Raw genomic sequence first — 21,435 nt, 5'->3', positions numbered from 1 at the left:
TCCGCGGCTCGCCGACGCCGGCGCTGCCCAGGGCAGTGCTGCCCTCGGCGGAGCGCCTCCGAACTCGCCGGATGACGGCCTCCGGATGGCGTCGTGGCGCTAGATTGGCTGACGGGGGGTCTCCCGATGCGAAGGAGGCATCGTGTCGCTCGACAACCGCGGACGCGCGTCGGCGCCGGCCGGCGCCGCGGTGGACCGCGCCCCGTGATCGCACGATGAACCCCGTGGCCCAGACCTCGCCGGACGCCGACACGACGGACGTGCTCCAGCCGTACCTCGCCCGCCTGGTGCGCTACTGGGACGTGGAGACGCCGGATCGCCTGCATCGTCCCGTCGAGGGCACCATGGCGCTCATCGACATCTCGGGCTTCACGCGGATGTCCGAGCGCCTCGCCCGCCACGGGAACGTCGGCGCCGAAGAGGTCACCGAGGTCATCGACGGCACCTTCGACCGGCTGCTGCCGGCCGCGTACGCCTTCGGCGCCAACCTGCTGAAGTTCGGCGGCGACGCGCAGCTGCTGCTCTTCACCGGCGAGGACCACCACCTCCGGGCGGCCGCGGCCGCGCATGCCATGCGCGCCGAGCTGCGCCGGATCGACGGCTTCGCGACGAGCGCCGGCACGGTGGCCCTCCGCATGTCGGTCGGCGTGCACAGCGGCACCTTCGACTTCTTCCTCGTCGGCGGCTCGCACCGCGAGCTCATCATCGCCGGACCGGGGGCGACGCGCACCGTCCGGATGGAGGCGGCGGCGTCCGCCGCGCAGGTGCTCGTGAGCCCGGAGACCGCGCGGCTGCTGCCGCGGTCCGTCCTCGGCGCGTCGTCGGGCCCGGGCACGCTGCTGCGCCGCGCCCCCGAGGTCGAGCAGTCCGGATTCCGCGCGGCGCGCAGCCCGGAGGTCGACCTCGAGCAGTTCATCCCGGTCGGGCTGCGCGAGACCCTGCTGAGCGGCACCATCAACCCGGAGCACCGCCCTGCCGCGATCGCGTTCCTCCACTACGGCGGGTTCGACCGGATGGTCGCCGACGACCCCGCGCGGGCCGCGGGCATGCTCGACCGGCTCGTCACCACGGTGCAGGAATGCGCCGACGGACACGGCGTCACCTTCCTCGCGACCGACATCGCACCGGACGGCGGCAAGATCATCCTCACGGCCGGCGTGCCCGACACCGCGGGCAACAACGAGGAGCTGATGCTCCTGGCGGCCGGGGACATCCGGAGCAACGCGCCGCCGGAGCTGCCGCTCCGGATCGGCATCAACTCCGGCTCGGTCTTCGCCGGTGCGGTCGGGCCCGGCTACCGGCGCACCTACACGATCATGGGCGACGCGGTGAACCTCGCCGCGCGCGTGATGGAGAAGGCGCCCGAGGGGGAGGTCTACGCCACCCCGGAGGTGCTCGACGGATCGCGCACGACCTTCGAGGTGGACGCGCCCGAGCCGTTCCTCGTGAAGGGGAAGCGGGAACCCGTCCACGCCCTGTCGGTGGGGGAGCCGGGGGGCAGCCGCCGGATCGAGGAGGTCTCCGGCACGCCGCTCGTCGGTCGCGACGAGGAGCTCGGGATCCTCGCACGGGCGTGGTCCGGGGCATGCGACGGCCGGGGCGGGGTCGTGGAGGTCGCCGCCGAGGTCGGCATGGGCAAGTCCCGGCTCGTGTACGAGTTGCTCGCCACCACCCGGCCCGAGCGCGTGGTCACGGCCGAGTGCCGGTTCTACCAGACCGCGACGCCCTACTTCCCGTTCCGCGCGCTGCTGCGCGCCGCCTGGGGTCTGGCCGAGGCCGACCCGGCCGCGACCGCCGAGGCCCTGACCCGGCTCGTCCGGACGCGCGCGCCCGACCTCGAGCCCTGGCTCGCCCTGCTCGGCATCCCGCTGGGCCTCTCGCTGCCCGACTCGCCGGAGGTCGCGGAGCTCCGCGACCGGTTCCGTCCCGCCCGCACCCACTCCGCCGTCGCGGCACTGCTCCGGGCCGTGAACGACCGGCCGACCCTGTTCCTGATCGACGGGACGCAGTGGATGGACGAGGCGTCCCGCGACCTGCTCGCGACGCTCGTCTCCGAGATCGAGCCCCTGCCGTGGCTGATCGTCCTCAGCCGCCAGCCCGGGCCGGGGGGCTTCGTCGCGCCCGACGACCCCGTCGTGACGCGCATCGAGCTCGGCCCGCTCGACCTCGCCCGCGCCCGGGACCTGCTGCAGCGTGCGACGACCGGAACCCCGCTCCTCCCGAGCCAGGTCGACCTGCTCGCGGCGCGCGCGGACGGCAACCCGCTGTTCCTGCTCGAGATGCTGCACGCACTCAGGGCCGGCGCCGCGGTCGACTACCTCCCGCAGTCGGTGGAGGGATTGATCGCGGCGCGGATCGACACGCTCCCGCCCGCCGACCGCAACCTCCTGCGGCGGCTGGCCGTCCTCGGCGCGGGCTTCCGCCAGGAGCACACCCCCGCCGTGCTCGGCGGCTCGGCCGACGACGCCGCGCGGCTGACCCGGACCCTGCGCCGACTCGGCGACTTCCTCTCGATCGATGCGAGCGGCTGGGTCCGGTTCCGGCACAGCCTCATCCGCGACGTCGCCTACGAGGGCCTGCCGTACAAGACGCGGCGCGAGCTGCACGCCCAGGTGGGCGACGCGATCCGCGCGAGCTCCCCGGACCGCGCCGCCGGACGGGTCGAACTGCTCTCGATCCACTACTCCGAAGCCCATCGGTGGCCCGAGGCGTGGGAGTTCTCGCGACGGGCGGGCGACGACGCCAAGGAGATCTACGCGAACCTGGAAGCGGCGACCTTCTACCGTCGCGCCCTCGTCGCCTCGCGCTACGTCGCGGACATGCCCCCCGCTGAGGTCGCCGACGTCGCGGAGGCGCTCGGCGACGTGCTCGAGCTGGCCGGGCTCTTCGAGGAATCCGTGGGAGCGTTCCGGCTCGCGAGCCGTCTCGTGCGCGACGACCCCATCCGATCGGCCGACCTGCTCCTCAAGCGCGCCCGCGCCCGGGCGCGCATGGGGGCGTACTCGACGGCGTACCGCGAACTGTCGATCGGCAGACGGCTCGTCGGCGGGATCGGGAGCAGGGACGCGCTGGGCGCGACCGCGCGCCTGAACGCGCTCAACGCGCAGATCCGGCAGCTGCAGGAGCACATGCCCGCCGCGGTCCGCCTCGCCGAGCAGGCGATGGCCGAGGCGCAGGCCTCGGGCGAGCGGGAGGCCCTCGCGCGGTCCTACCAGGTGCTCGACGCCGCGTACGTGATGCTCGGCCAGTCGTCGAAGGCGGTCTACGGCGAGCGCGCGCTCGCCATCTACGACGAGCTCGGGGACCTCCCGGGCACGGCCGTCGTGACGAACAACCTGGGAGGACAGGCGTACTGGGAGGGCGACTGGACGGCCGCCGTGGACTTCTACACGCGCGCCCAGGACGCCTTCCTGCGGGCCGGGAACGAGTCCGAGGCGGCCACCTCCGGTGCGAACATCGGCGAGGTCCTGGTCAGCCAGGGGCGGTTCGACGAGGCCGAGCAGGTGCTCGTCCCGTCCGTCCGCGTGCTCCGGGCGCATGGACTGGTGGACGCGGCCATCTTCGCCGAGATCCAGCTCGGGCGGCTGGAACTGCTGCGCGGCGACGACCGGGCGATGCCGCGGCTGTCGGCGCTCCGGGCCGAGGCGATCCGCACCGGTCAGGTGCAGTCGGCGATCGAGGCCGCGATCCTGGTCGCCCACGGCTTGGTCCTCGCGGGAAGGGCGCAGGAGGCCCTGGACACGCTGGCCGAGACGGAGCGCGGCTCGGGTGGCGAGGCGGAGCTCTTCGGCAGCACGATCGCGAGGACCAGGGCGCAGGCGCTCGCCGCGCTGGGCCGGCCGGGCGAGGCCAGGGACGCGGTCGCGGCCGGGCTCGCCCAGGCACGCGAGCAGGGACTGGCGTACGAGATCGCGCAGCTCCGGCTCATCGAGTCGGAGCTCTCCGAGGACCCGTCGGCCGCACGCGCGATCCGGGCGGAGGCCGACCGGGTCCTCCGCGAGCTCGGCGTGGTCGACGCCGCCCCGCGCGAGCGGGGATGACGCCGGCTCGCGCCGCGGTCAGCGCATCTTCGGGTCGCCGACCCCGACGATCTCCCACGTCGTCCGCGTCTGCGTCGCCGACGCGATCCCGGTGCTCTCCGCCACGATGCACCACGTGTGTCCGGCGGGGATCACCGATGTGTCGATCGAGCCCGGCACGTCGGGAGTGGCGAACGGATCACCCGCGCACCACGGCATGTCCTGGAAGTCCAGCGGCCCGTCATCGTCCTGGTCGTACTCGAGCCGGCTGGTGAACGGGTTGGCGGAGTCCTTCGGTCCGAAGCTCACGGTGCCCTGGTAGGCGGCCGGCTGCGGGGCGCCCTCGTTGTCGACCGGGACGAAGCTGAGCGTCTCGGCCTCGACGTCGACGTCGAGCAGGTACGGCTTGAGCACGCACTCGGAGCCGTCCGTGTTCTCGAGGCGCGTGAAGCTGCCGAAGACGTCACCCTCCTCGATCGTGGCCGTGTTGTCGGCCTCCGTGCAGCCCAGTTCGCCGTCGAACCCGGAGCCGAGCGTGAAGATCGTGTCGAACGCCGGGTCGTTCCCGTAGTCCCTGCTGCCCTCGAGCGAGACCTCGCCGCTCACGGGTCGGAGGGACACGGCGTCGAAGGCCGATGCGGGTTCGATGGTCACGTAGCAGTTGTCCGCGGGCCCGGCGTCGGGTCCGGAGTCGGAGGCGTTGCGGCAGTTGACGATCGGCTGCGCCGCCGTCGCGGTCGCGGTGAACGGCGCCTCGGCGCTCCCGTCGACGCCCTGGCCGGCGGTGATCCCGGATCCGGCGCGGACCTGGAACGTGTCGACCTCGGTCCCGTTGCGCAGGACCACCACGTCGACGCGGACGGCGCCCTTGAGTTCGAGGTCGAGGGATGCGGCGACCGCGTCGGGCACGCCCTCGAGGCTGACCGACAGTTCCTCGGTGGAATCGACGCGCGAGCACGGCACGCCGGTCGAGCCGCCGGACCTGGTGCCGATGGAGCCGTCCTTCAGGCCCGGTCCCTGGTCGCTGGCCGAGAGGGTGGCGAGGGGGCCGTCCACGCTGATCCGGCAGTTCCTCGGCGTGGGGATCGCCTGCGTGATCGGGTCGCCGCCGTTGCTGTAGACGAATCTCGTCCCGTCGCTCCCGAGGTGCAGCCGGAGCGTCTCCTCGCCGGCGCCCTGTGCGCTGAGCGCCGTCGTCGCCCCGACGGCGAGGAGCAGTGCAGCCGACACCGCCGCGGTCTTCGCGAGAACTCGAACCATGTTCATCCTGGCCTCCTGGAGCACAGGTGATCTGGGCAGCTGGAGGCCAGCCCTCAGGTCACGATCGCGCACAGCCTAGCCACGCCCCGCTCGCGCCACGACCCACCAATGGGGGACTCGGCGCCGGAGGACCGCCCCCGCGTCGATCGGCGGCGAGCGACGGCGCTAGCCGGCGCGCGCGATGGCGGGTCCCTCGCTGAACTGGCACGCGGTGGCGGTCAGCCGCTCGTCGGGATCGAGGCGGGTGAGGACGGCGCCCGCGATGTCGTAGAGCTGGTGGAGCTGTTCGGGCGTGAGGACGTCGAGCACGTTGCGGCGGACCGTGTCGACGTGGCCGGGGGCGGCCTCGTCGATGAGGCGCATGCCGGCCTCGGTGATGGTGGCGTTCGTGGCTCGACGGTCCTCGGGGCACGGGAAACGACGGATGAGTCCCCGCTCCTCGAGGCGTCGCGCGACGTGCGAGAGGCGGGGCAGGGTCGCATTGGTGCGTGCGGCGAGCGCGGTCATCCGCATCGTGCGGTCGGGCGCCGCAGCCAGGGCCATGAGCGCGGCGTACTCGAAGTGCGTGATCTGCGCGTCGCGCAGCAGCTGCGCGTCGAGCGCGCCGGGCAGCAGTTCGGCGAGCGCGACGAGGCGCACCCAGGCGGCCGATTCCTCGGTGCTCAGCCAGCGCGTGTCATCCGTCATGCACCCATTCTCGCACACTTGGTTGACGCGACAACTGAAGTCCGCTATCGTATTGGTTGTCGGAACAAGTAATCGCGTCTTCGGCGCGGAGAGGACATCATGACGACGGTCAGCATCATCGGAAACGGCAACATGGGCACCGCCATCGGCGGCATCGTGGCGGCAGGCGGCAACACCGTCGAGTACGTCGGCCGCGATTCGGCGCAGCGGATCACGGGCGACATCGTGGTCCTCGCGGTGCCCCACCCCTCGGTCGCCGGGATCGTCGAGGCGCGTCGCGAGGAGCTCGCGGGCAAGGTCGTCGTCGACATCACCAACCCCCTGGACTTCGAGACCTTCGACTCGCTCGTCGTGCCCGCCGACTCGTCGGCCGCCGCCGAGCTCGCCGCGGCGCTGCCCGAGTCGCGCGTGCTGAAGGCGTTCAACACCAACTTCGCCGCCACGCTCGCCGCGAAGACCGTGGGCGGCGCACAGCCGACCACCGTCCTCGTCGCCGGCGACGACGAACTCGCCAAGCAGTCGCTCATCGACGTCGTCCGCGCGGGCGGCGTGGCCGCGGTCGACGCCGGCGCGCTGTCGCGGGCTCGCGAGCTCGAGTCGGTCGGTTTCCTGCAGCTCACCCTGGCCGTGCAGGAGAAGGTCGGCTGGAACGCGGGCGTCGCACTCGTCGCCTGACCTCGCGCGATCGATCGAAGCGCCCCGCGCCGCCGCCCGGGGCGCTTCGGCGTGCGAGGGTGTCAACCCGTTGACGCCCGCGGCGGCCGGGGGCACCGTGGAAGCAGTGATCACAGGAGGTGTGACGCACATGGGAGACCCCCTGAATCCGTGGGAGAGCCAGGACCGGCTCGCGCCGGCGGGCGACCTGAACGAGAACACGCCGGATCTCACCGGCAGGATCAACACGATCGGCGGAGGACGCATGAGCGATTCGAGCGACACCATCGGCGGCGCGACGAGCGGCGGGCACGGCGACGCCCTGCTCGACCCCGACACGGCCGACCGCGAGGCGCGCGACGCGCAGCAGGCGGCGGCCGGAGGCGTCGGCGACACGGGCCCCCAGCCCGCCCCGTCCGACACCGACCGCGACACCGACGCGGGTCCCGATGCGAACGACCTCGAGGCCGACAACGCGGTCGAGCAGGACACCGTCGAGACCGTCGACCCGGACAACCCCCCGGCCTGAGCCGGGCGGTACGACGCGGGGAGCGGGCCGGACGGCCCGGCTCCCCGACGGCCTCCCGGCCGCCGTGACGCCGTGGACTGGGCGACCTCTTTCTCGTGGTTCGACGCGCGCGACGCCGACCTCGCGCGCGAGGTGCTGCAGCGCGGGATCGCCGCGCTCTTCGTCGTCGCGTTCCTGTCCACCCTGAACCAGTTCCGGCCCCTCCTCGGCGAGCGCGGACTGCTCCCCGTGCCCGAGCTGCTGGAGGCGGTGCGCGGCGCCGAGCGGCGCGCGCGGGAGCGGGAGGAGCGCGCCGGCGCCAAGGTCGGCCTCCTCCGGCGCACGCGACGCCTGGGCTACCTCGGTCCGACCGTGTTCCGGCGGTGGGGCTACACCGACGCGCGGCTCGTCGCCGTGTGCGCGTCGGGGATGGCGCTCGCGGCATCCGTCGTCGTCGGCCTGCCCCAGCTCGGGCCGCCCTGGGTGCCGATGCTCGTGTTCCTGGCGCTCTGGGCGCTCTACCTGTCCATCGTGAGCGTCGGGCAGACGTTCTACGGCTTCGGGTGGGAGATGCTGCTGTGCGAGGCGGGGTTCGTCGTCGCGTTCCTCGGCTCGCGGGAGGTCCCGCCGCCGCTGCCCACGGTCGTGCTCGTGTGGTGGCTCGTGTTCCGGCTCGAGTTCGGGGCGGGCATGATCAAGATCCGCGGCGGACGCGAATGGCGCGACCTGACGGCGCTGTACTACCACCACGAGACCCAGCCGATGCCCGGGCCGCTCAGCCGCCGGGCGCACCTGCTGCCGACGTGGTTCCATCGCGTCGAGGTCGTGGGCAACCACGTCGCGCAGCTCGTCGTGCCCTTCCTGCTGTTCGCGCCGCAGCCGGTGCGCACGATCGCCGCAGCGGTCATCGTCGCCACGCAGCTCTGGCTCGTGGCCACGGGCAACTTCGCCTGGCTGAACTGGATCACCATCGTGCTCGCCGTCGGCGCCGTGGGCGACGACGCGGTCCGTCGGCTGCTGCCATGGCTTCCGCTCGACGCGATCGAGACGCCGGCGGATGCCGCGAGCCCGCCCTGGTGGGTCGCCGTCGTCCTCGCGGTCACGGCGCTCGTCCTCTGGCTCAGCCGGCATCCGCTCATGAACCTGCTCTCGGAGCGGCAGCTGATGAACGCGAGCTTCGACCGGTTCATGCTCGTGAACGCATACGGCGCCTTCGGCACCGTCACGAGGCAGCGCGTCGAGGTGATCGTCGAGGGCACGGCCGACGATCCGCGCGATCGCGACGCACGGTGGCGCGAGTACGGCTTCAAGGGCAAGCCCGGCGATCCGAAGCGCGTCCCGCGTCAGTTCGCGCCCTACCACCTGCGGCTCGACTGGCTCATGTGGTTCCTCCCGCTCGGGCGCATCCACGAGGCGTGGTTCCTGCGCTTCCTCGAGCGGCTCCTCGAAGCGGACGCCGCGACGCTGAGGCTGCTCGCGCACGACCCGTTCGACGGCGAGCGGCCGCGTGCGGTGCGCGCGCGGACCGAGCGGTTCGCCTTCGCCACGCGCGAGGAGCATCGCCGAACGGGGGACGTGTGGGTGCGTCATCCGCTCGGCACCGCCATCCCCCCGATCGCGCTGGGCGAGGCCGATACGCGATGACGGGCCGGCGTGGGCGAGAATGTCCGCCATGGACTTCTCACTCGAGTTCACGCCCGACCTGTTGGCCGTGTTCCTCACCCTGTTCGTGCTCGAGGTCGTACTCGGCGTCGACAACGTCATCTTCATCTCGATCCTGGCCGCCAAGCTCCCCGTCGAGCAGCAGGCACGGGCCCGCAACCTCGGCCTCACGCTCGCGATGCTCATGCGCGTCGGCCTCGTCTTCGCGGCGGGCTGGGTCATCAGCCTGAAGGCCGACCTGTTCGAGCTGTGGGGCATGGGCTTCTCGGGTCGCGACCTGATCCTCATCGCCGGCGGGCTCTTCCTGGTCTACAAGGCGGTGAGCGAGATCCACCACAAGCTCGAGGGGGACGAGGAGCACACGACCGGCGCCGGCACCGCGACGTTCGGCGCCGTCATCGCGCAGATCCTCGTGCTCGACATCGTCTTCTCGCTCGACTCGGTCATCACCGCGGTGGGCATGACCGAGAACATGATCGTGATCATCACGGTCGTCGTGCTCTCGTTCGCCATCATGCTGTTCGCGGCGCGCTACATCTTCGCGTTCGTCAACAAGCACCCGACCGTGAAGATGCTGGCGCTGTCGTTCCTGCTGCTCATCGGCGTGTTCCTCATCGCCGACGGGTTCGGGTTCAAGATCGACAAGGCCCTCATCTACATGCCGATGGCGTTCGCGATCTTCGTCGAGCTGCTGAACCTCGCCGCCGCCGCCCGCAAGCGCCGCCGTGCCGCGGCGAAGCCGACGGAACCCGTGCACCTGCACCAGCAGTACGTCGACGACACGGGCACCGTGAAGGAGGTCCAGCCGGTCGACTGACGACCCCGGTCCCGGTCCGACGACGAGGGGCGGATGCCGCGCGGCATCCGCCCCTCGTTCATTCGCCGCGCAGGTACGCGAGCTGGGCCCGTACGGAGGCCTCGGCGGCGAAGCGCACGCCGGCGTCGACGTCGCCGTACACGGCGTCGGTCACGGCCTCGGCGGACGCGTCGGCCCCGAGGCGGTCGAGCGCGCCGCGGACCTGCTCGAGCCGCTCGGCGCGGTGCGCGAGGTAGGCGTCGCAGATCGCCTCGAGGTCGGGCCGCACCGGGCCGTGGCCGGGCAGCACGGTGACCGCTCCCGTACCGGCGCCGATGGCGCGGAGCCGGCGGAGCGCGTCGAGGTAGGGGCCGAGCGCGCCGTCCGGGTGGGCGATGATCGTCGTGCCCCGCCCGAGCACGGTGTCGCCGGTGAGCACGGCGACGGGTTGCGCGGCATCCGGCCGGCGCAGGGCGAAGCACGCGGAGTCCGACGTGTGGCCCGGGGTCGCGAGCACCTCGAGGTCGAATCCGCCGGCTCCGAGGCGCTCGCCGTCGGCGAGCGGATCGGCACCGCGGCACCATGCGGGATCCACGGCGCGGACCGGTGCGCCCGTCAGTTCGGCGAACGCGTCGACCGCCTCGGTGTGGTCGGGATGGCGGTGCGTGACGAGCACCAGCTCGACCCCGCCCTCGGCGAGGCGGGCGAGGTGCGCGGCATCCGTCGGCCCCGGATCGACCACGACGGAGCGCCGGGCGCCGGGCCCGCGGAGCACCCAGGAGTTCGTTCCGTCGAGCGTCATCGGGCCCGGGTTCGGGGCCCGCACGAGCGTCGCCCCGGTGGGCGGGTGGGCGTCTTCGGGCGTGGGAGCGTCGGCGATCTCGGGCACGCTCGGCAGTGTACCCGCGGGGCTAGGCTGGCCGGATGGATGCCTCCGCCGCCACCGTCGTGCTGCTCCGTGACGGCGCCTCGGGCGTCGAGGTGCTGCTGGCCGAGCGGCCGAGCGACCGGGGCTCGTTCGCGGGCGCCTGGGTGTTCCCCGGCGGCGCGGTCGACGAGGCGGATGCCGGCGAGGACCCGATCGACTCCGAGCCCGCGGCCCGGCGCGCCGCCGTGCGCGAGACCTTCGAGGAGGTCGGGCTCGGGCTTGAGCCGGCCGAGCTCGTCGGATTCGCGCTGTGGAGCCCGCCCGAGGGCGTGCCGAAGCGCATGCGGACCCGCTTCTTCGCCGCACGGGCCCCCGAGGGCGAGCCCGTGCTCGCCGCCGACGAGCTCGTCTCCGCGGCGTGGATGCGGCCCGAGGAGGCGCTCGAGCGGCACGCCGCGGGGGACTTGACGCTCTACCCGCCCACGTGGGTCACGCTGCACGGGCTGATCGGTGCGGCATCCGTCGACTCGGTGCTCTCGACCCTGCGGGAGGCGGGAGAGCAGTCGTACGTCGGGCGCTTCGGCGACGACCGACGCGTGCTCTACTGGCGCGAGGACGCCGCGTTCGTCGACGACGCGGCCGAGGGCGGGCCGCGGCACCGGCTGGTGATGCACGGCCTGCCGTGGGTGTACGAGCGCTCGTCCTGACGCCCCAGCGCTCCCAGTCGATCCCTAGACTGTCTAGTATCGAGGTCGTGTAGGGTTGAAGCATGGCTGATGAGCGATCTTCGGGGTACTGGTATTCCGTCGATCGAACCCGTCGGGGCGTGGCCGTGTTGAACGCGCTGCGCGATTACCGCGCCGCCGAGGCCGCCATGCGCCGCCGAACCCGATCCGCGATGCGGATGGGCGAGACCGACCTGCTCGCGATCCGCTTCCTCCTCAAGCGCGAGGGCGAGGGTCGCGCCGTGAGCCCGAAGGACCTGGCCGCGCACCTCGGCATCTCCTCGGCGTCGACCACCGTGCTCATCGACCGGCTCGTGCGATCGGGGCACGTCGAACGCAGGCCGCACCCCACCGACCGACGGGCCCTGGTCATCGCCCCGACGATCGCGAGCGATGACGAGGTGCGCGCGACCCTGGGCCAGATGCACCGGCGCATGATCGAGGTCGCCGAGGGGCTCGAGGCCGATGAGGCGGGCGCGGTCCTCGACTTCCTCGAGCGCATGCGCGACGCCGTCGACAGCGTCAGCGAGCACGCCGGCGTCGACGTGCCCCGCGAGGCGGATTCCGGCGCGACGGTGTCGTCGATCGATTCGGCGCGTTCCGCCTCCTGACCGGGGCCATCGAGGGCACATCAGCCCGGCTTGCGTCAAGCCTGACGCGCAGGTTTGCCGACGCTATCCGAATTCGGAAGAATCCAGTGAAGTGTCGTTCCACAATAAAACTAGTTAGATAAACTAGGTACACGCCTCGAGGTCATCGCCGGCGTGGAACTCGGTCCCCAGCAGGCCGAAGAGAAGAGGCCGCAATGAGCGAGGCGTCACCCCCAGGTCAGCCGCGCCGCCCCGGGCCGCACGGAATCGATGGAGTCGGCGTCCGCACCGACCCCACCCTCCGAGGCGAGCCCGCCGCCCGGACGGACCCGACGCTGCAGTCGGATCCCGCCCGGCGCACCGACCCCCGGTCCATGCCCTACGTCCCGTCGCCCACCCAGACACCGATCCCGACGGCCGCGGAGGAGTACGCCGCGCAGGCGTCGCCCTACGGCACCGAGGACCACTCCGCCCCCCGATACGAGTTCCTCGAGCACATCGGCTCCGGCGGCATGGCCGACGTCTACCGCGCCCGCGACAACGAGCTCGGCCGGCACGTGGCCATCAAGCTCTTCCGCGAGAGCGAGGAGACCGTCGCCGACCGGCAGCGCCGCGAGCGCGAGATCAACCTCCTGAGCGGTCTCACGCACGTCGGGCTCGTTCCCGTGCACGACGCCGGGACCCTGATCCACGCCGGCGTCGAGCGCCGCTACATCGTCATGGAGCTGGTCGAGGGCCTGTCGCTCGCACACCAGCTCGCCGACGGACCCCTCAAGCCGCGCCAGGTCGCCGACATCGGGGCGCAGGTCGCCGACGTGCTGAGCTACGTGCACGGCCAGGGCGTCATCCACCGCGACATCAAGCCCGAGAACATCCTCATCAGCGAGATGCCGACGTTCGGCTACACGCTCCTGACCAGGTTGGCCGACTTCGGCGTCGCCCAGTTCATCGACGGCACGCGCCTCACCGGGCACGGCACGATCATGGGGACGGCCGCGTACATCTCGCCCGAGCAGGCCCGCGGCGAGGAGGTCACCCCGGCGACCGACATCTACTCGCTCGGCCTGGTGCTGCTCGAGACCCTGAAGGGCGAGCGCGAGTACTCCGGCACGCCGATCGAGGCCGCCCTGGCGCGGCTGCACCGCTCGCCGGAGATCCCCGAGACGCTCTCGCCCGAGTGGCGTGCGCTCCTGGCCGCGATGACCGCCGACGACCCCGCCGTGCGCCCGACCGCACACGACGTCGCGAGCACCATGCGCGACATCATCCGCACCATGCTCGCCGAGAGCGCGCTGCGGAAGGGCCGCTCCCCGTCGTGGCTCCAGGTCGGCGAGGAGGCCCAGGCCGCCTCGCGGAAGCGCCTGATGCTCGCGGTCGGCGGCCTCACGGTCGGCGTCGTCGGGCTCGTCGTCGCGATCGTCGTGGGCGTGGCGGCGGCCACCGGAGCGCTGGGCTGAGCCGCCCGTCGGGCGCTCCGGCGGCGCGCCGACCGGGTCCGGCGGCCGGGTCCGCGTAGGTTCGCAGGCATGTGGAGACGTGTCGCCGGCGCGGTCCGGCAACCCGAGGCGCCCGTGCACGCCGAGCTGACCGCCGAAGCGCCTCCCGGCACCCCCGAGGTGCGCGTACGGGCCTTCCGCATGGGCTTCGTGGGCGCGCTCGGCGTGCTGCTCGCGCTCTTCCTCGGCGGGATCATCACCCAGCTCAGCACGGTCATCCTCTACATCGCGCTCGCGCTGTTCCTCGCCCTCGGCCTCGACCCGGGGGTGAGCTGGCTGCAGCGCCGGGGCATGCCCCGGTGGCTCGCGATCCTGCTCGTCGTCGTGGTCGTGATCGGGCTGTTCGTCGCGATCATCGCGACCGCGGTGCCGCTCATCGTCGCGCAGGTCACCGAGATCGTCGAGAACTGGGACCAGGTCGTGGAGGACGTCAAGGACAGCGACCTCGTCGCGTGGATCGGCGGCATCGCGGGCGGCTCGACCTGGATCGAGGACGGCATCGCGTCGATCGGCGACTGGCTGGGCGACCCGAACAACATCGGCAACCTCACGGGCGGCATCCTCGCGGTCGGCGCCGGCATCCTGGGCGGCTTCACGGGCGCGACGATCGTGCTCATCCTCACGCTGTTCTTCCTCGCGTCGCTCCATTCCATGAAGCGCTACGCGGCCCGCTTCGTCCCGGCGTCCTCGCGGAACGGCTTCTCGGAGGTCTCCGAGGAGATCACGGGCTCGGTCGGCCGCTACGTGATCGGGCAGATCAGCCTCGCGTCGGTGAACGGCGTGCTGAGCCTCGTGTTCCTGACCGTCATCGGGGCGCCGGCGCCGATCCTGCTCGCGTTCGTGGCGTTCCTGTGCTCGCTCGTGCCGCTCGTCGGCACGCTCACCGGTGCCGTGATCATCACGCTCGTGAGCCTCACCGCCTCGCCGGAGACCGGCCTCGCCGCGGCCATCTACTACCTGGTCTACATGCAGGTCGAGGCGTACGTGCTCAGCCCCCGCATCATGAGCCGGGCGGTGTCGGTCCCCGGCGCCCTCGTGGTCATCGCGGCGGTCGCGGGCGGCACGCTCGGGGGCGTGCTCGGGGCCCTCGTCGCGATCCCGGTCGCCGCATCGCTCATCATCGTGGTCGAGAAGGTCGTGTTCCCGCGCCAGGACGCCGCGTGAGCGGATGACGCGCGTGCGGACGGCGTCCGTACGCCGCGTCAGAACCAGATGCTGAGGTGCGGCGTGCGCGCCGAGGCGAACATCCGGTCGGCGAGCTCGACCGCACCGCGGGACACCTCCGTGATGCGGCCGGCGCGCGCGAGCAGTGAGGGCCGGACCCCGCCGAGGTAGATCGAGGCGAGGTCCCGCACGTGGAGGCGCAGCGTCCGCGGCTCGGCGGCCCGAGCAGCGCGACCGCCCGTCTCCCCGCTCCGGGCGCGGGCGCGTTCGCGTTGCGGCGACGGGTCGGCGTCGCCGCGCGGCACGTGCACGACGCCCTTGCCGTCGGCCGAGGCGAGGAGCGTGTACCGGCCCGCGGCGTAGCCGAGCGGGTCGTCGACGTCGAGCACGAGCTCGCCCGCGGCGCCGTACCGCCGCGCGGCGAGCGCGGCGGCCGGGTCGACGATCCGCACCCAGAGGTGGTCGGCGAGGTCGCGCACCGAGACCGCGCGCGGATCCTCGAGCATCCACTCGAGCGGCTCGTCGACCGAGCGCAGCATGCCGCGCACCCCGGAGACGAAGTCCTGCTCGACGAGCACGCGCCAGAGGGCGCGCTCGGCGTCGTCGGTCGCGGCGGCGAGCACGTCGAACTCGACCCACCCGGGCTGGTTGGGCTCGCGCGTCACGCGGAAGGTCGCGAACCCCTGCGCCTGGCCGTGCTCGTCGTCGTAGCGCAGGGCGCGCAGCGCCCTCGACGAATCGGACTCGGGGTCGACGAGTCCGAGCATGCGGTCGAGCGCGCCGGGCCAGCGGTCGATCTCGCCGGGCGTGCGCGCGACCGCGCGGCGGGCGATGGCGGGCGCCTGCTCGCGGAGGCTCGCGGGCTCGACGAAGTGCACGCGGCCGGGGGCGTCCGGTCCGGTCCACAGTGCGCGGCGGCGGTCGACCTCGATCGTGGCCGACCTCGCCGCGGGGGCATAGCCGTATCGCCCGTAGATGGTGGCCTCGGTCACGGTGAGCATCGCGACGGCGGCGCCCGCGCGCTCGGCCGTGGCCAGCTCGGCCTCCATGAGGGCGCGCGCGATGCCACGCCGGCGATGGGTGGGGGAGACGGTCACCGAGCTCACGGCCCATCCGTCGACGCTCCGCCCGCCGGGCACGCTGAGGCCGGCCGGCCAGCTCGAGACGGTGGCGACGGGCACGGCCGGCTCGGCGATGTCGGGGTCGTAGACGCCGTGCACGCGCCGCTCGGACATGACCGCCCGGTCGTAGTCGCGGCCGACATCGCGGGGCCGGGCGTGGTGGAAGCCGCGATGGTCGGCCTCGATCCATGCGTCGAGCGCCGAGGCGTCGCCGGGGTCGATGAGGCGGTAGTCGAGGCCGCGCGTGGCGAGGGCCGCCTTCGCGTCGGGATCGATCGGGATCGAGCGGGGTTCGAACGCCATCGATCCAGCCTAGCGAGCCGAGACGATGCCGGGCACAATGGAACCATGAGACGGCAAGCGCTTTCCCAGATCGAGCAGGCCGTCGACGCGAGGCGTCCGACCCGTTCGGTGCTGCGCCTGCTGGGCCTGCGTCGCCGACGGGTCGCGGCATCCGTCGCCTTCTTCGCGCTGAAGGACACCCCGCTCTGGCTCATGCCCGTCGTCACCGCGGCGATCATCGACGTGGTGGTCGCCGGCGGCCCGCCGGTCGACCTCGCGCTCTGGGCGGGCATCGCCGTGGTCGCACTGCTGCAGAACTACCCCAACCACGTCATGTACACCCGGCTGTTCATGGGCGCCGTGCGCGACCTCGGGCGCGACCTCCGCAACGCCCTCGCCGCGCGCCTCCAGTCGCTCTCGATCGGCTACCACATGCGCGCCAACTCGGCGATCGTTCAGACGAAGGTCGTGCGCGACGTCGAGAACGTCGAGGTCATGCTGCAGCAGACCGCCCACCCGCTGCTCTCGGCCACCATGGTCCTCGGCGGAGCGATCGTCATGACGGCCGTGAACGTGCCGCAGTTCCTGCCGGTCTACGCACTGGCCATCCCGCTGGCGGTGCTGCTGCGCGCCGTGCTCAACCGGCGCAGTCGCCAGCGCAACGAGCGGTTCCGGCGCGAGGTCGAGCACTTCTCGGCCCGCGTCGGCGAGATGGCGACGCTGCTGCCCATCACGCGCGCGCACGGGCTCGAGCACGTCGCCGTCCGGCGCGTCGCCCGCGGCGCCGACGGCGTGCGCGAGGCCGGGTACCGACTCGACCTGCTGAACGGCCGGTTCGCGTCGATGTCGTGGGTGAGTCTGCAACTGCTCGGCGTGGGGTGCCTCGTGCTCGCCGCCTGGATCGCGATCAGCGGCTGGCTCCCGATCACGCCCGGCCAGGTGGTGCTCCTCAGCTCCTACTTCGCACTGCTCACCCAGGCCGCCACTGGACTGCTCATGCTGCTGCCCATCGTCGCGCGCGGCGCCGAGTCGATCAGGTCGATCGCCGAGGTGCTCCAGGAGCCGGACCTCGAGTCCAACGAGGGCAAGCGGACGGTCGACCGCGTCGCCGGCGCCATCCGCCTCGACCGGGCCGAGGTCCGCTACGAGTTCGGCGAGGCGCCTGCGCTCGCCGGCGTCGACCTCGACGTCCGCCCCGGCGAGACCGTCGCGTTCGTCGGGTCCTCGGCCTCGGGCAAGTCGACCCTGCTCAACCTCGTGCTCGGCTTCATCCGGCCGACGCGAGGGCGGGTCCTCCTCGACGGCGTCGACATGGAGGAGCTCGACCTGCGCACCTTCCGCCGGTTCGTGTCGGCCGTGCCGCAGGAGTCGGTGCTCTTCGAGGGGACCATCCGCGAGAACATCGTCTACGGGCTCGGCGACGTGCCCGACGAGCTCGTGCTCACGGCGCTGCGCGACGCCAACGCGCTCGAGATCGTCGAGGCCCTGCCGGAGGGCTGGGACACGGTGGTCGGCGAGCGCGGCGCGCGCCTCTCGGGCGGGCAACGGCAGCGGCTGTCGATCGCGCGGGCGCTCGTGCGCGACCCGCGCGTGCTCCTCCTCGACGAGGCGACGAGCGCGCTCGACCCCGAGTCCGAGTCGAAGGTGCGCGACGCGCTCGGCCGGCTCATGCGCGGCCGGACCACGCTCGTGGTCGCCCACCGCCTCTCGACGATCCGCTCGGCCGACCGCATCGTCGTACTCGAGCGGGGCCGGATCGTGGAGGTCGGCTCGCACGACGAGCTCGTCGCCCGCGGCGGGCGCTACGCCGAGCTGTACCGCGTGCAGTCGGCCTGAGCCCGCCGCCGGGGGCGGGCCTACGCGACCCGGGCCGTGAACCGCACGAGCGACCACGATTCCGCGGGCAACGGCACCGTCGACACGTCGCCGTCGGTCGCGACGCCCTCGAGCGGTTTCGGCGCGGCGGCTGCGCCGCGCGCCGCGAGGTCGGCCGCGGCATCGGTCGACGACGCACCGCGCACGTTGTCGTCGGCCCCGATGACGGATGCCTCGGCGAGGGCGACATCGGCGAACCCGAGGTGCTCCACGCGCGCCTCGACGGCGTCGGCCGTGCGGTTCACGAGCAGCGCGACGAGCGAGCCCGATGCGGCATCCCACGTCACGGTGGCGGACACCCCCGGAACCTCGCCGTGCCTCGCGGTCGCGAACGCCGGGGCCTCGACGCGCGCGTCGAGCGCGACGCCGCGCGCGTGCTGCGCGGTGAGCGCGATGGGGTGGAACGTGGCCTGCTTCCACGCATCGCCGCCGGGCTCGGTGAGCACGGGCGCGATGACGTTGACGAGTTGCGCGAGGCACGCGACCGCGACGCGGTCGGCATTGCGGACGAGCGTCGCGAGCAGGTCCCGGCGACGACGGCGTCGAGGGCCGAGTAGACGTCCTCGATGAGGCGAGGCTGCTCGAGCAGGTCGAGGTTCTCCTCGCCCGCGAACTCGTCGATGTACCAGACGTTCCACTCGTCGACCGAGAGTCGGACGCGCTTGTCGGAATGGCGCCGGGCGGCGACCGCGTCGGCGGTCGCGATCACCTCGTGCATGAACGCCTCGAACGACGCCGCGGAGCCGAGGAAGGAGGCGCGGTCGCCGTCGCGCTCCTGGTAGTAGGCGTGCACCGAGATGTAGTCGACGTCGTCGAAGGTGTGCTCGAGCACGACCCGCTCCCACTCGCCGAACGTCGCCATCTCACGGCTCGACGAGCCGCACACCACGAACTCGATCGAGGGGTCGACCCGGCGCATGGCCTGCGCCGCCTGGCTCGCGAGCCTGCCGTAGTCGTCGGCGGTCTTGTGGCCGATCTGCCACGGGCCGTCCATCTCGTTGCCGAGGCACCACAGCTTCACACCGTACGGCTCCTCGGCGCCATCGGCGCGGCGCCGGTCGCTCCACGCCGTCCCGCCCGGGACGTTGCAGTACTCGACGAGGTTCGCCGCGGCATCCGCGCCCCTCGTGCCGAGGTTCACGGCCATCATCGGTTCGACGCCGGCCCTGCGGGCCCACCGCATGAACTCGTCGGTGCCGAACGTGTTCGGCTCGATCGTGCGCCAGGCGAGGTCGATGCGAGCCGGGCGCTCGTCGACCGGGCCGACGCCGTCCTCCCAGAAGTAGTTCGACACGAAGTTGCCGCCGGGGTAGCGCACGAGGCTCGTGCCGAGCTCGCGCGTGAGGTCGAGGACGTCCTCGCGGAAGCCGTCGGCGTCGGCCGTCGGGTGTCCCGGCTCGAACACGCCCGTGTAGACCGCGCGACCGAGGTGCTCGACGAACGAGCCGAAGACCCGCCGGTCGATCTCGCCGACGACGAACGAAGGATGGACGGTGATGCGGGCGGACTGCGTCATCGCGGGGACTCCAGGGGCGTGCGGGTGGGCGTGCCCGGTCAGGCTAGCGCGCCGCGGCGCCGGCGGACGCCGCTGCGAGGTGCGGCGCGACCACGGCGTCGAAGGATGCCGCCGTGCGGGCGACGACCTCGGCGAACGGGGACGCCCAGATATCGGCGTTGAAGAGCTCGACCTCGATGTCGCGGTCGTACCCGGTCGCCTCGACCGCCTGCGTGAACGACGCGAAGTCGATCACGCCGTCGCCCGGATAGTGCCGGGAGAGGAGCACGTCGGCCGGCAGCGGCGTGGCCCAGTCGCAGACCTGGTAGCTCGCGATGCGTTCCTCGCGGCCGGCGCGCGCGACCTGGTCGAGCACGTCCGGGTCCCACCACACGTGGAAGGTGTCGACCTCGACGCCGACCACCTCGGGCGCGAAGGGCGCGGCCAGGTCGAGGGCCTGCCCGAGCGTGGAGACGACCGCACGATCGGACGCGTACATGGGATGCAGCGGCTCGATCGAGAGCTGCACTCCGGCCGCCTCCGCCACGGGCGCGAGCTCGGCCAGCGCGTCGGCGACGCGGGAGCGCGCAGCGTCGAGGTCGCGCGAGCCCTCGGGGAGGCCGCCCGCGACGAGCACCAGGACGGGGGTGGATCCGGGCGCGCCGGCGGAGGCGAGCGTCGCGGTCTCCTCGATCGCGCGGCGGTTGTCGTCGATGGACGCGCGGCGCTCCGGTCCCTCGGGCATGGTGAAGAACCCGCCGCGGCAGAGGCTCGTGAACCGCAGCCCCGAGTCGGCCAGGCGAGCGGATGCCTCGGCGAGCCCGATCGCGTGCACGGGCTCGCGCCACAGCCCGATGGCCCGGTACCCTGCCCCGGCGGCGACCTGCAGCGCCTCCTCGAGCGTCGCGTGCTTGATCGTCGCCTGGTTCAGCGACAGGCGGGGGTGGGCGGTCATGCCGGCACCGCCTCGGTCGAGGGCCGGGCGGCGGGGGCCGGAGCCCCGGTGGTCGGGGACGCCGCATCCGTGGGGCCGGATGCCGCCGGGCGCGCCGCGGCCACGTCGACGCCGTTCATCGTGAGCAGCTCGTGCCAGCGCGCCGCCGCGAGCTCGGGACGCTCGAGCGCGCCCGAGGCGTTCGCGAGCTCGACGATCCGGGACAGGTGCGGGAGGCTGCGAGCGGCGTGCAGGCCGCCCACCATCTGGAACGCGGCCTGGTGGCCGTTGAGCCACGACAGGAACGCGACGCCCGTCTTGTAGTAGTAGGTCGGCGCGGCGAACACCTGACGGGAGAGCGCCTCGGTCGGGCCCAGGATGGCGCGGTACCCCTCGACGTCCTCCGCATCGAGCGACTGGATCGCGGCCGACGCGTTGGGGGCGAGCGCGGCGAACGCGCCGAGCAGCGCGTCGGAGTGCCCGGCCTGCCCCGAGCCCGTCGACGAGTCGCCCTCGATGAGTCCGACGTAGTGGAAGTCGTCGCCGGTGAACATGCGCGCCGATGCGGGCAGCCGCCGGCGCACGGCGATCTCGGCGTCGGCGTCGAGGAGGCTCATCTTGACGCCCTGCACCTTGTCGCGGTTGGCCTCGACGACCTGGAGCAGCGTCGCCGCCGCGACATCGGTGTCGGTGGAGCCGAAGTAGCCCTCGAGCGCGGGGTCGAAGGCGGTGCCGAGCCAGTGCAGCACCACGGGCGCGCCCGCGGCGGCGAGCACCTCGCGGTAGACGCGGCGGTAGTCGTCGGCGTTCTGCGCGGTGCGGGCGAGGTGGCGGCTGGCCATGAGCACGGCACCGGCGCCGGCGTCCTCGGCGTGGTGCAGCTGCGCCGTGTAGGCGTCGATCACCTGCTCGAGGGAGAGGGTCTCGTCGTCGACGTGGTCCGTATTCACGCCGACGACGAGGCTGCCGCCCGCCGACGCCGCCTCGGCGGCGCTGCGGGAGATGAGTTCGCGCGTCGCGGCCGCATCGAGGCCCATGTTGCGCTGCGCGGTGTCCATGGCGTCCGCGACGCCGAGTCCCCACGACCAGACGTGGTGGCGGAACGCGAGCGTCGCGTCCCAGTCGATGTCGGCGGGCCGCCCGGGGGTGTTGTCGGCGTGCGCCTTGGGCACCACGTGCGCCGCCGCGTACGCCACTCGCGACCGCAGCGGCTTCCGGGGCCTGGGGAACGTCGGCGCGGGCGCGAGCGCGATCGCGCGCAGCCCGCCGTCCGGGTCGAGGAGCGTGAGCGCGGTCATC

Annotated in this window: 16 protein-coding genes and 1 pseudogene; 10 read left to right on the top strand and 7 right to left on the bottom strand. The window is 72.9% G+C overall.

Translation table 11 applies throughout. From position 1 onward, the window contains the following. The first annotated feature begins 224 nt into the window (after positions 1-224). The gene (locus WBQ80_RS06520; RefSeq protein WP_337282497.1) at positions 225-4,040 is read left to right on the top strand and encodes an adenylate/guanylate cyclase domain-containing protein; all 3,816 of its coding nucleotides are present in this window, start codon (positions 225-227) and stop codon (positions 4,038-4,040) included. Between the two features lie 18 nt (positions 4,041-4,058). Here WBQ80_RS06520 and WBQ80_RS06515 read toward each other — a convergent pair whose 3' ends face one another. Both WBQ80_RS06515 and WBQ80_RS06510 read right to left on the bottom strand, forming a co-directional pair. Beyond that, the gene (locus WBQ80_RS06515) at positions 4,059-5,279 is read right to left on the bottom strand and encodes a hypothetical protein (protein ID WP_336570403.1); all 1,221 of its coding nucleotides are present in this window, start codon (positions 5,277-5,279) and stop codon (positions 4,059-4,061) included. 165 nt (positions 5,280-5,444) lie between these two features. Further along, positions 5,445-5,966 carry a MarR family winged helix-turn-helix transcriptional regulator gene (locus WBQ80_RS06510; RefSeq protein WP_336570402.1) on the bottom strand — a complete coding sequence of 174 codons (522 nt, stop codon included), beginning with the start codon at positions 5,964-5,966 and terminating at the stop codon, positions 5,445-5,447. A gap of 99 nt (positions 5,967-6,065) precedes the next feature. Between WBQ80_RS06510 and WBQ80_RS06505 the strand changes: the two genes are divergently transcribed. The 4 genes from WBQ80_RS06505 to WBQ80_RS06490 all read left to right on the top strand — a co-directional run bounded on the left by WBQ80_RS06505 (position 6,066) and on the right by WBQ80_RS06490 (position 9,607). Then, positions 6,066-6,641 carry an NADPH-dependent F420 reductase gene (locus tag WBQ80_RS06505; RefSeq protein WP_336570401.1) on the top strand — a complete coding sequence of 192 codons (576 nt, stop codon included), beginning with the start codon at positions 6,066-6,068 and terminating at the stop codon, positions 6,639-6,641. A gap of 130 nt (positions 6,642-6,771) precedes the next feature. Continuing rightward, positions 6,772-7,149, top strand: coding sequence for a hypothetical protein (locus WBQ80_RS06500; protein WP_336570400.1), 378 nt, complete (start codon positions 6,772-6,774; stop codon positions 7,147-7,149). Positions 7,150-7,221: 72 nt separating this feature from the next. Further along, positions 7,222-8,772 carry a lipase maturation factor family protein gene (locus WBQ80_RS06495; protein ID WP_336570399.1) on the top strand — a complete coding sequence of 517 codons (1,551 nt, stop codon included), beginning with the start codon at positions 7,222-7,224 and terminating at the stop codon, positions 8,770-8,772. A 28-nt stretch (positions 8,773-8,800) separates the two neighbouring features. Further along, positions 8,801-9,607 (top strand): TerC family protein, encoded by an 807-nt coding sequence (locus tag WBQ80_RS06490; RefSeq protein ID WP_336570398.1) that lies wholly within the window; start codon positions 8,801-8,803, stop codon positions 9,605-9,607. A 58-nt stretch (positions 9,608-9,665) separates the two neighbouring features. Here the strand turns inward: WBQ80_RS06490 and WBQ80_RS06485 are convergent, their stop codons facing one another. After that, entirely contained in the window at positions 9,666-10,475 is an 810-nt protein-coding gene (locus WBQ80_RS06485; protein WP_336570397.1) for an MBL fold metallo-hydrolase, read from the bottom strand. A 35-nt stretch (positions 10,476-10,510) separates the two neighbouring features. On the opposite strand from WBQ80_RS06485, the gene WBQ80_RS06480 reads away from it, so the two are divergent. The 4 genes from WBQ80_RS06480 to WBQ80_RS06465 all read left to right on the top strand — a co-directional run bounded on the left by WBQ80_RS06480 (position 10,511) and on the right by WBQ80_RS06465 (position 14,429). Beyond that, positions 10,511-11,161 carry an NUDIX hydrolase gene (locus tag WBQ80_RS06480; RefSeq protein WP_336570396.1) on the top strand — a complete coding sequence of 217 codons (651 nt, stop codon included), beginning with the start codon at positions 10,511-10,513 and terminating at the stop codon, positions 11,159-11,161. Between the two features lie 62 nt (positions 11,162-11,223). After that, positions 11,224-11,790: a MarR family winged helix-turn-helix transcriptional regulator gene (locus WBQ80_RS06475; protein WP_336570395.1), complete on the top strand. Its 567-nt coding sequence runs from the start codon at positions 11,224-11,226 to the stop codon at positions 11,788-11,790. Between the two features lie 353 nt (positions 11,791-12,143). After that, positions 12,144-13,226, top strand: coding sequence for a serine/threonine-protein kinase (locus WBQ80_RS06470; RefSeq protein ID WP_336570394.1), 1,083 nt, complete (start codon positions 12,144-12,146; stop codon positions 13,224-13,226). Positions 13,227-13,295: 69 nt separating this feature from the next. Then, positions 13,296-14,429, top strand: coding sequence for an AI-2E family transporter (locus WBQ80_RS06465; RefSeq protein WP_336570393.1), 1,134 nt, complete (start codon positions 13,296-13,298; stop codon positions 14,427-14,429). A 38-nt stretch (positions 14,430-14,467) separates the two neighbouring features. Here the strand turns inward: WBQ80_RS06465 and WBQ80_RS06460 are convergent, their stop codons facing one another. Beyond that, positions 14,468-15,853 (bottom strand): GNAT family N-acetyltransferase, encoded by a 1,386-nt coding sequence (locus tag WBQ80_RS06460; RefSeq protein ID WP_336570392.1) that lies wholly within the window; start codon positions 15,851-15,853, stop codon positions 14,468-14,470. A gap of 45 nt (positions 15,854-15,898) precedes the next feature. On the opposite strand from WBQ80_RS06460, the gene WBQ80_RS06455 reads away from it, so the two are divergent. Next, a complete protein-coding gene (locus WBQ80_RS06455; RefSeq protein ID WP_336570391.1) occupies positions 15,899-17,668 on the top strand; it encodes an ABC transporter ATP-binding protein in 1,770 nt (589 codons plus the stop codon). Between the two features lie 20 nt (positions 17,669-17,688). On the opposite strand, the pseudogene arfA reads toward WBQ80_RS06455, so the two are convergent. The 3 genes and pseudogenes from arfA to WBQ80_RS06435 form a co-directional block, all read right to left on the bottom strand. Next, positions 17,689-19,223 (bottom strand): annotated as a pseudogene (arfA, locus tag WBQ80_RS17015) (arabinosylfuranosidase ArfA). 43 nt (positions 19,224-19,266) lie between these two features. After that, on the bottom strand, positions 19,267-20,157 hold the full coding sequence (locus tag WBQ80_RS06440) for a sugar phosphate isomerase/epimerase family protein (RefSeq protein ID WP_336570389.1): 891 nt from the start codon (positions 20,155-20,157) through the stop codon (positions 19,267-19,269). Next, positions 20,154-21,434, bottom strand: coding sequence for a DUF993 family protein (locus WBQ80_RS06435; protein WP_336570388.1), 1,281 nt, complete (start codon positions 21,432-21,434; stop codon positions 20,154-20,156). Before WBQ80_RS06435 ends, WBQ80_RS06440 begins: the two co-directional genes overlap by 4 nt. Between the last annotated feature and the right edge of the window lies 1 nt (position 21,435).

The organism is Agromyces sp. CCNWLW213, assembly GCF_037199545.1.
Classification (GTDB): Bacteria; Actinomycetota; Actinomycetes; order Actinomycetales; family Microbacteriaceae; genus Agromyces.
The sequence above is the reverse complement of the archived record's forward strand: the minus strand, read 5'-3'. Positions and strand labels throughout refer to the sequence as shown.

Coding starts and splice junctions, on each gene's coding strand:
- WBQ80_RS06460 (WP_336570392.1), bottom strand. CDS start 15,853: ATGGCGTTCGAACCCCGCTCGATCCCGATCGATCCCGACGCGAAGGCG.
- WBQ80_RS06515 (WP_336570403.1), bottom strand. CDS start 5,279: ATGGTTCGAGTTCTCGCGAAGACCGCGGCGGTGTCGGCTGCACTGCTC.
- WBQ80_RS06470 (WP_336570394.1), top strand. CDS start 12,144: ATGCCCTACGTCCCGTCGCCCACCCAGACACCGATCCCGACGGCCGCG.
- WBQ80_RS06480 (WP_336570396.1), top strand. CDS start 10,511: ATGGATGCCTCCGCCGCCACCGTCGTGCTGCTCCGTGACGGCGCCTCG.
- WBQ80_RS06490 (WP_336570398.1), top strand. CDS start 8,801: ATGGACTTCTCACTCGAGTTCACGCCCGACCTGTTGGCCGTGTTCCTC.
- WBQ80_RS06440 (WP_336570389.1), bottom strand. CDS start 20,157: ATGACCGCCCACCCCCGCCTGTCGCTGAACCAGGCGACGATCAAGCAC.
- WBQ80_RS06465 (WP_336570393.1), top strand. CDS start 13,296: ATGTGGAGACGTGTCGCCGGCGCGGTCCGGCAACCCGAGGCGCCCGTG.
- WBQ80_RS06475 (WP_336570395.1), top strand. CDS start 11,224: ATGGCTGATGAGCGATCTTCGGGGTACTGGTATTCCGTCGATCGAACC.
- WBQ80_RS06510 (WP_336570402.1), bottom strand. CDS start 5,966: ATGACGGATGACACGCGCTGGCTGAGCACCGAGGAATCGGCCGCCTGG.
- WBQ80_RS06435 (WP_336570388.1), bottom strand. CDS start 21,434: ATGACCGCGCTCACGCTCCTCGACCCGGACGGCGGGCTGCGCGCGATC.
- WBQ80_RS06500 (WP_336570400.1), top strand. CDS start 6,772: ATGGGAGACCCCCTGAATCCGTGGGAGAGCCAGGACCGGCTCGCGCCG.
- WBQ80_RS06455 (WP_336570391.1), top strand. CDS start 15,899: ATGAGACGGCAAGCGCTTTCCCAGATCGAGCAGGCCGTCGACGCGAGG.
- WBQ80_RS06505 (WP_336570401.1), top strand. CDS start 6,066: ATGACGACGGTCAGCATCATCGGAAACGGCAACATGGGCACCGCCATC.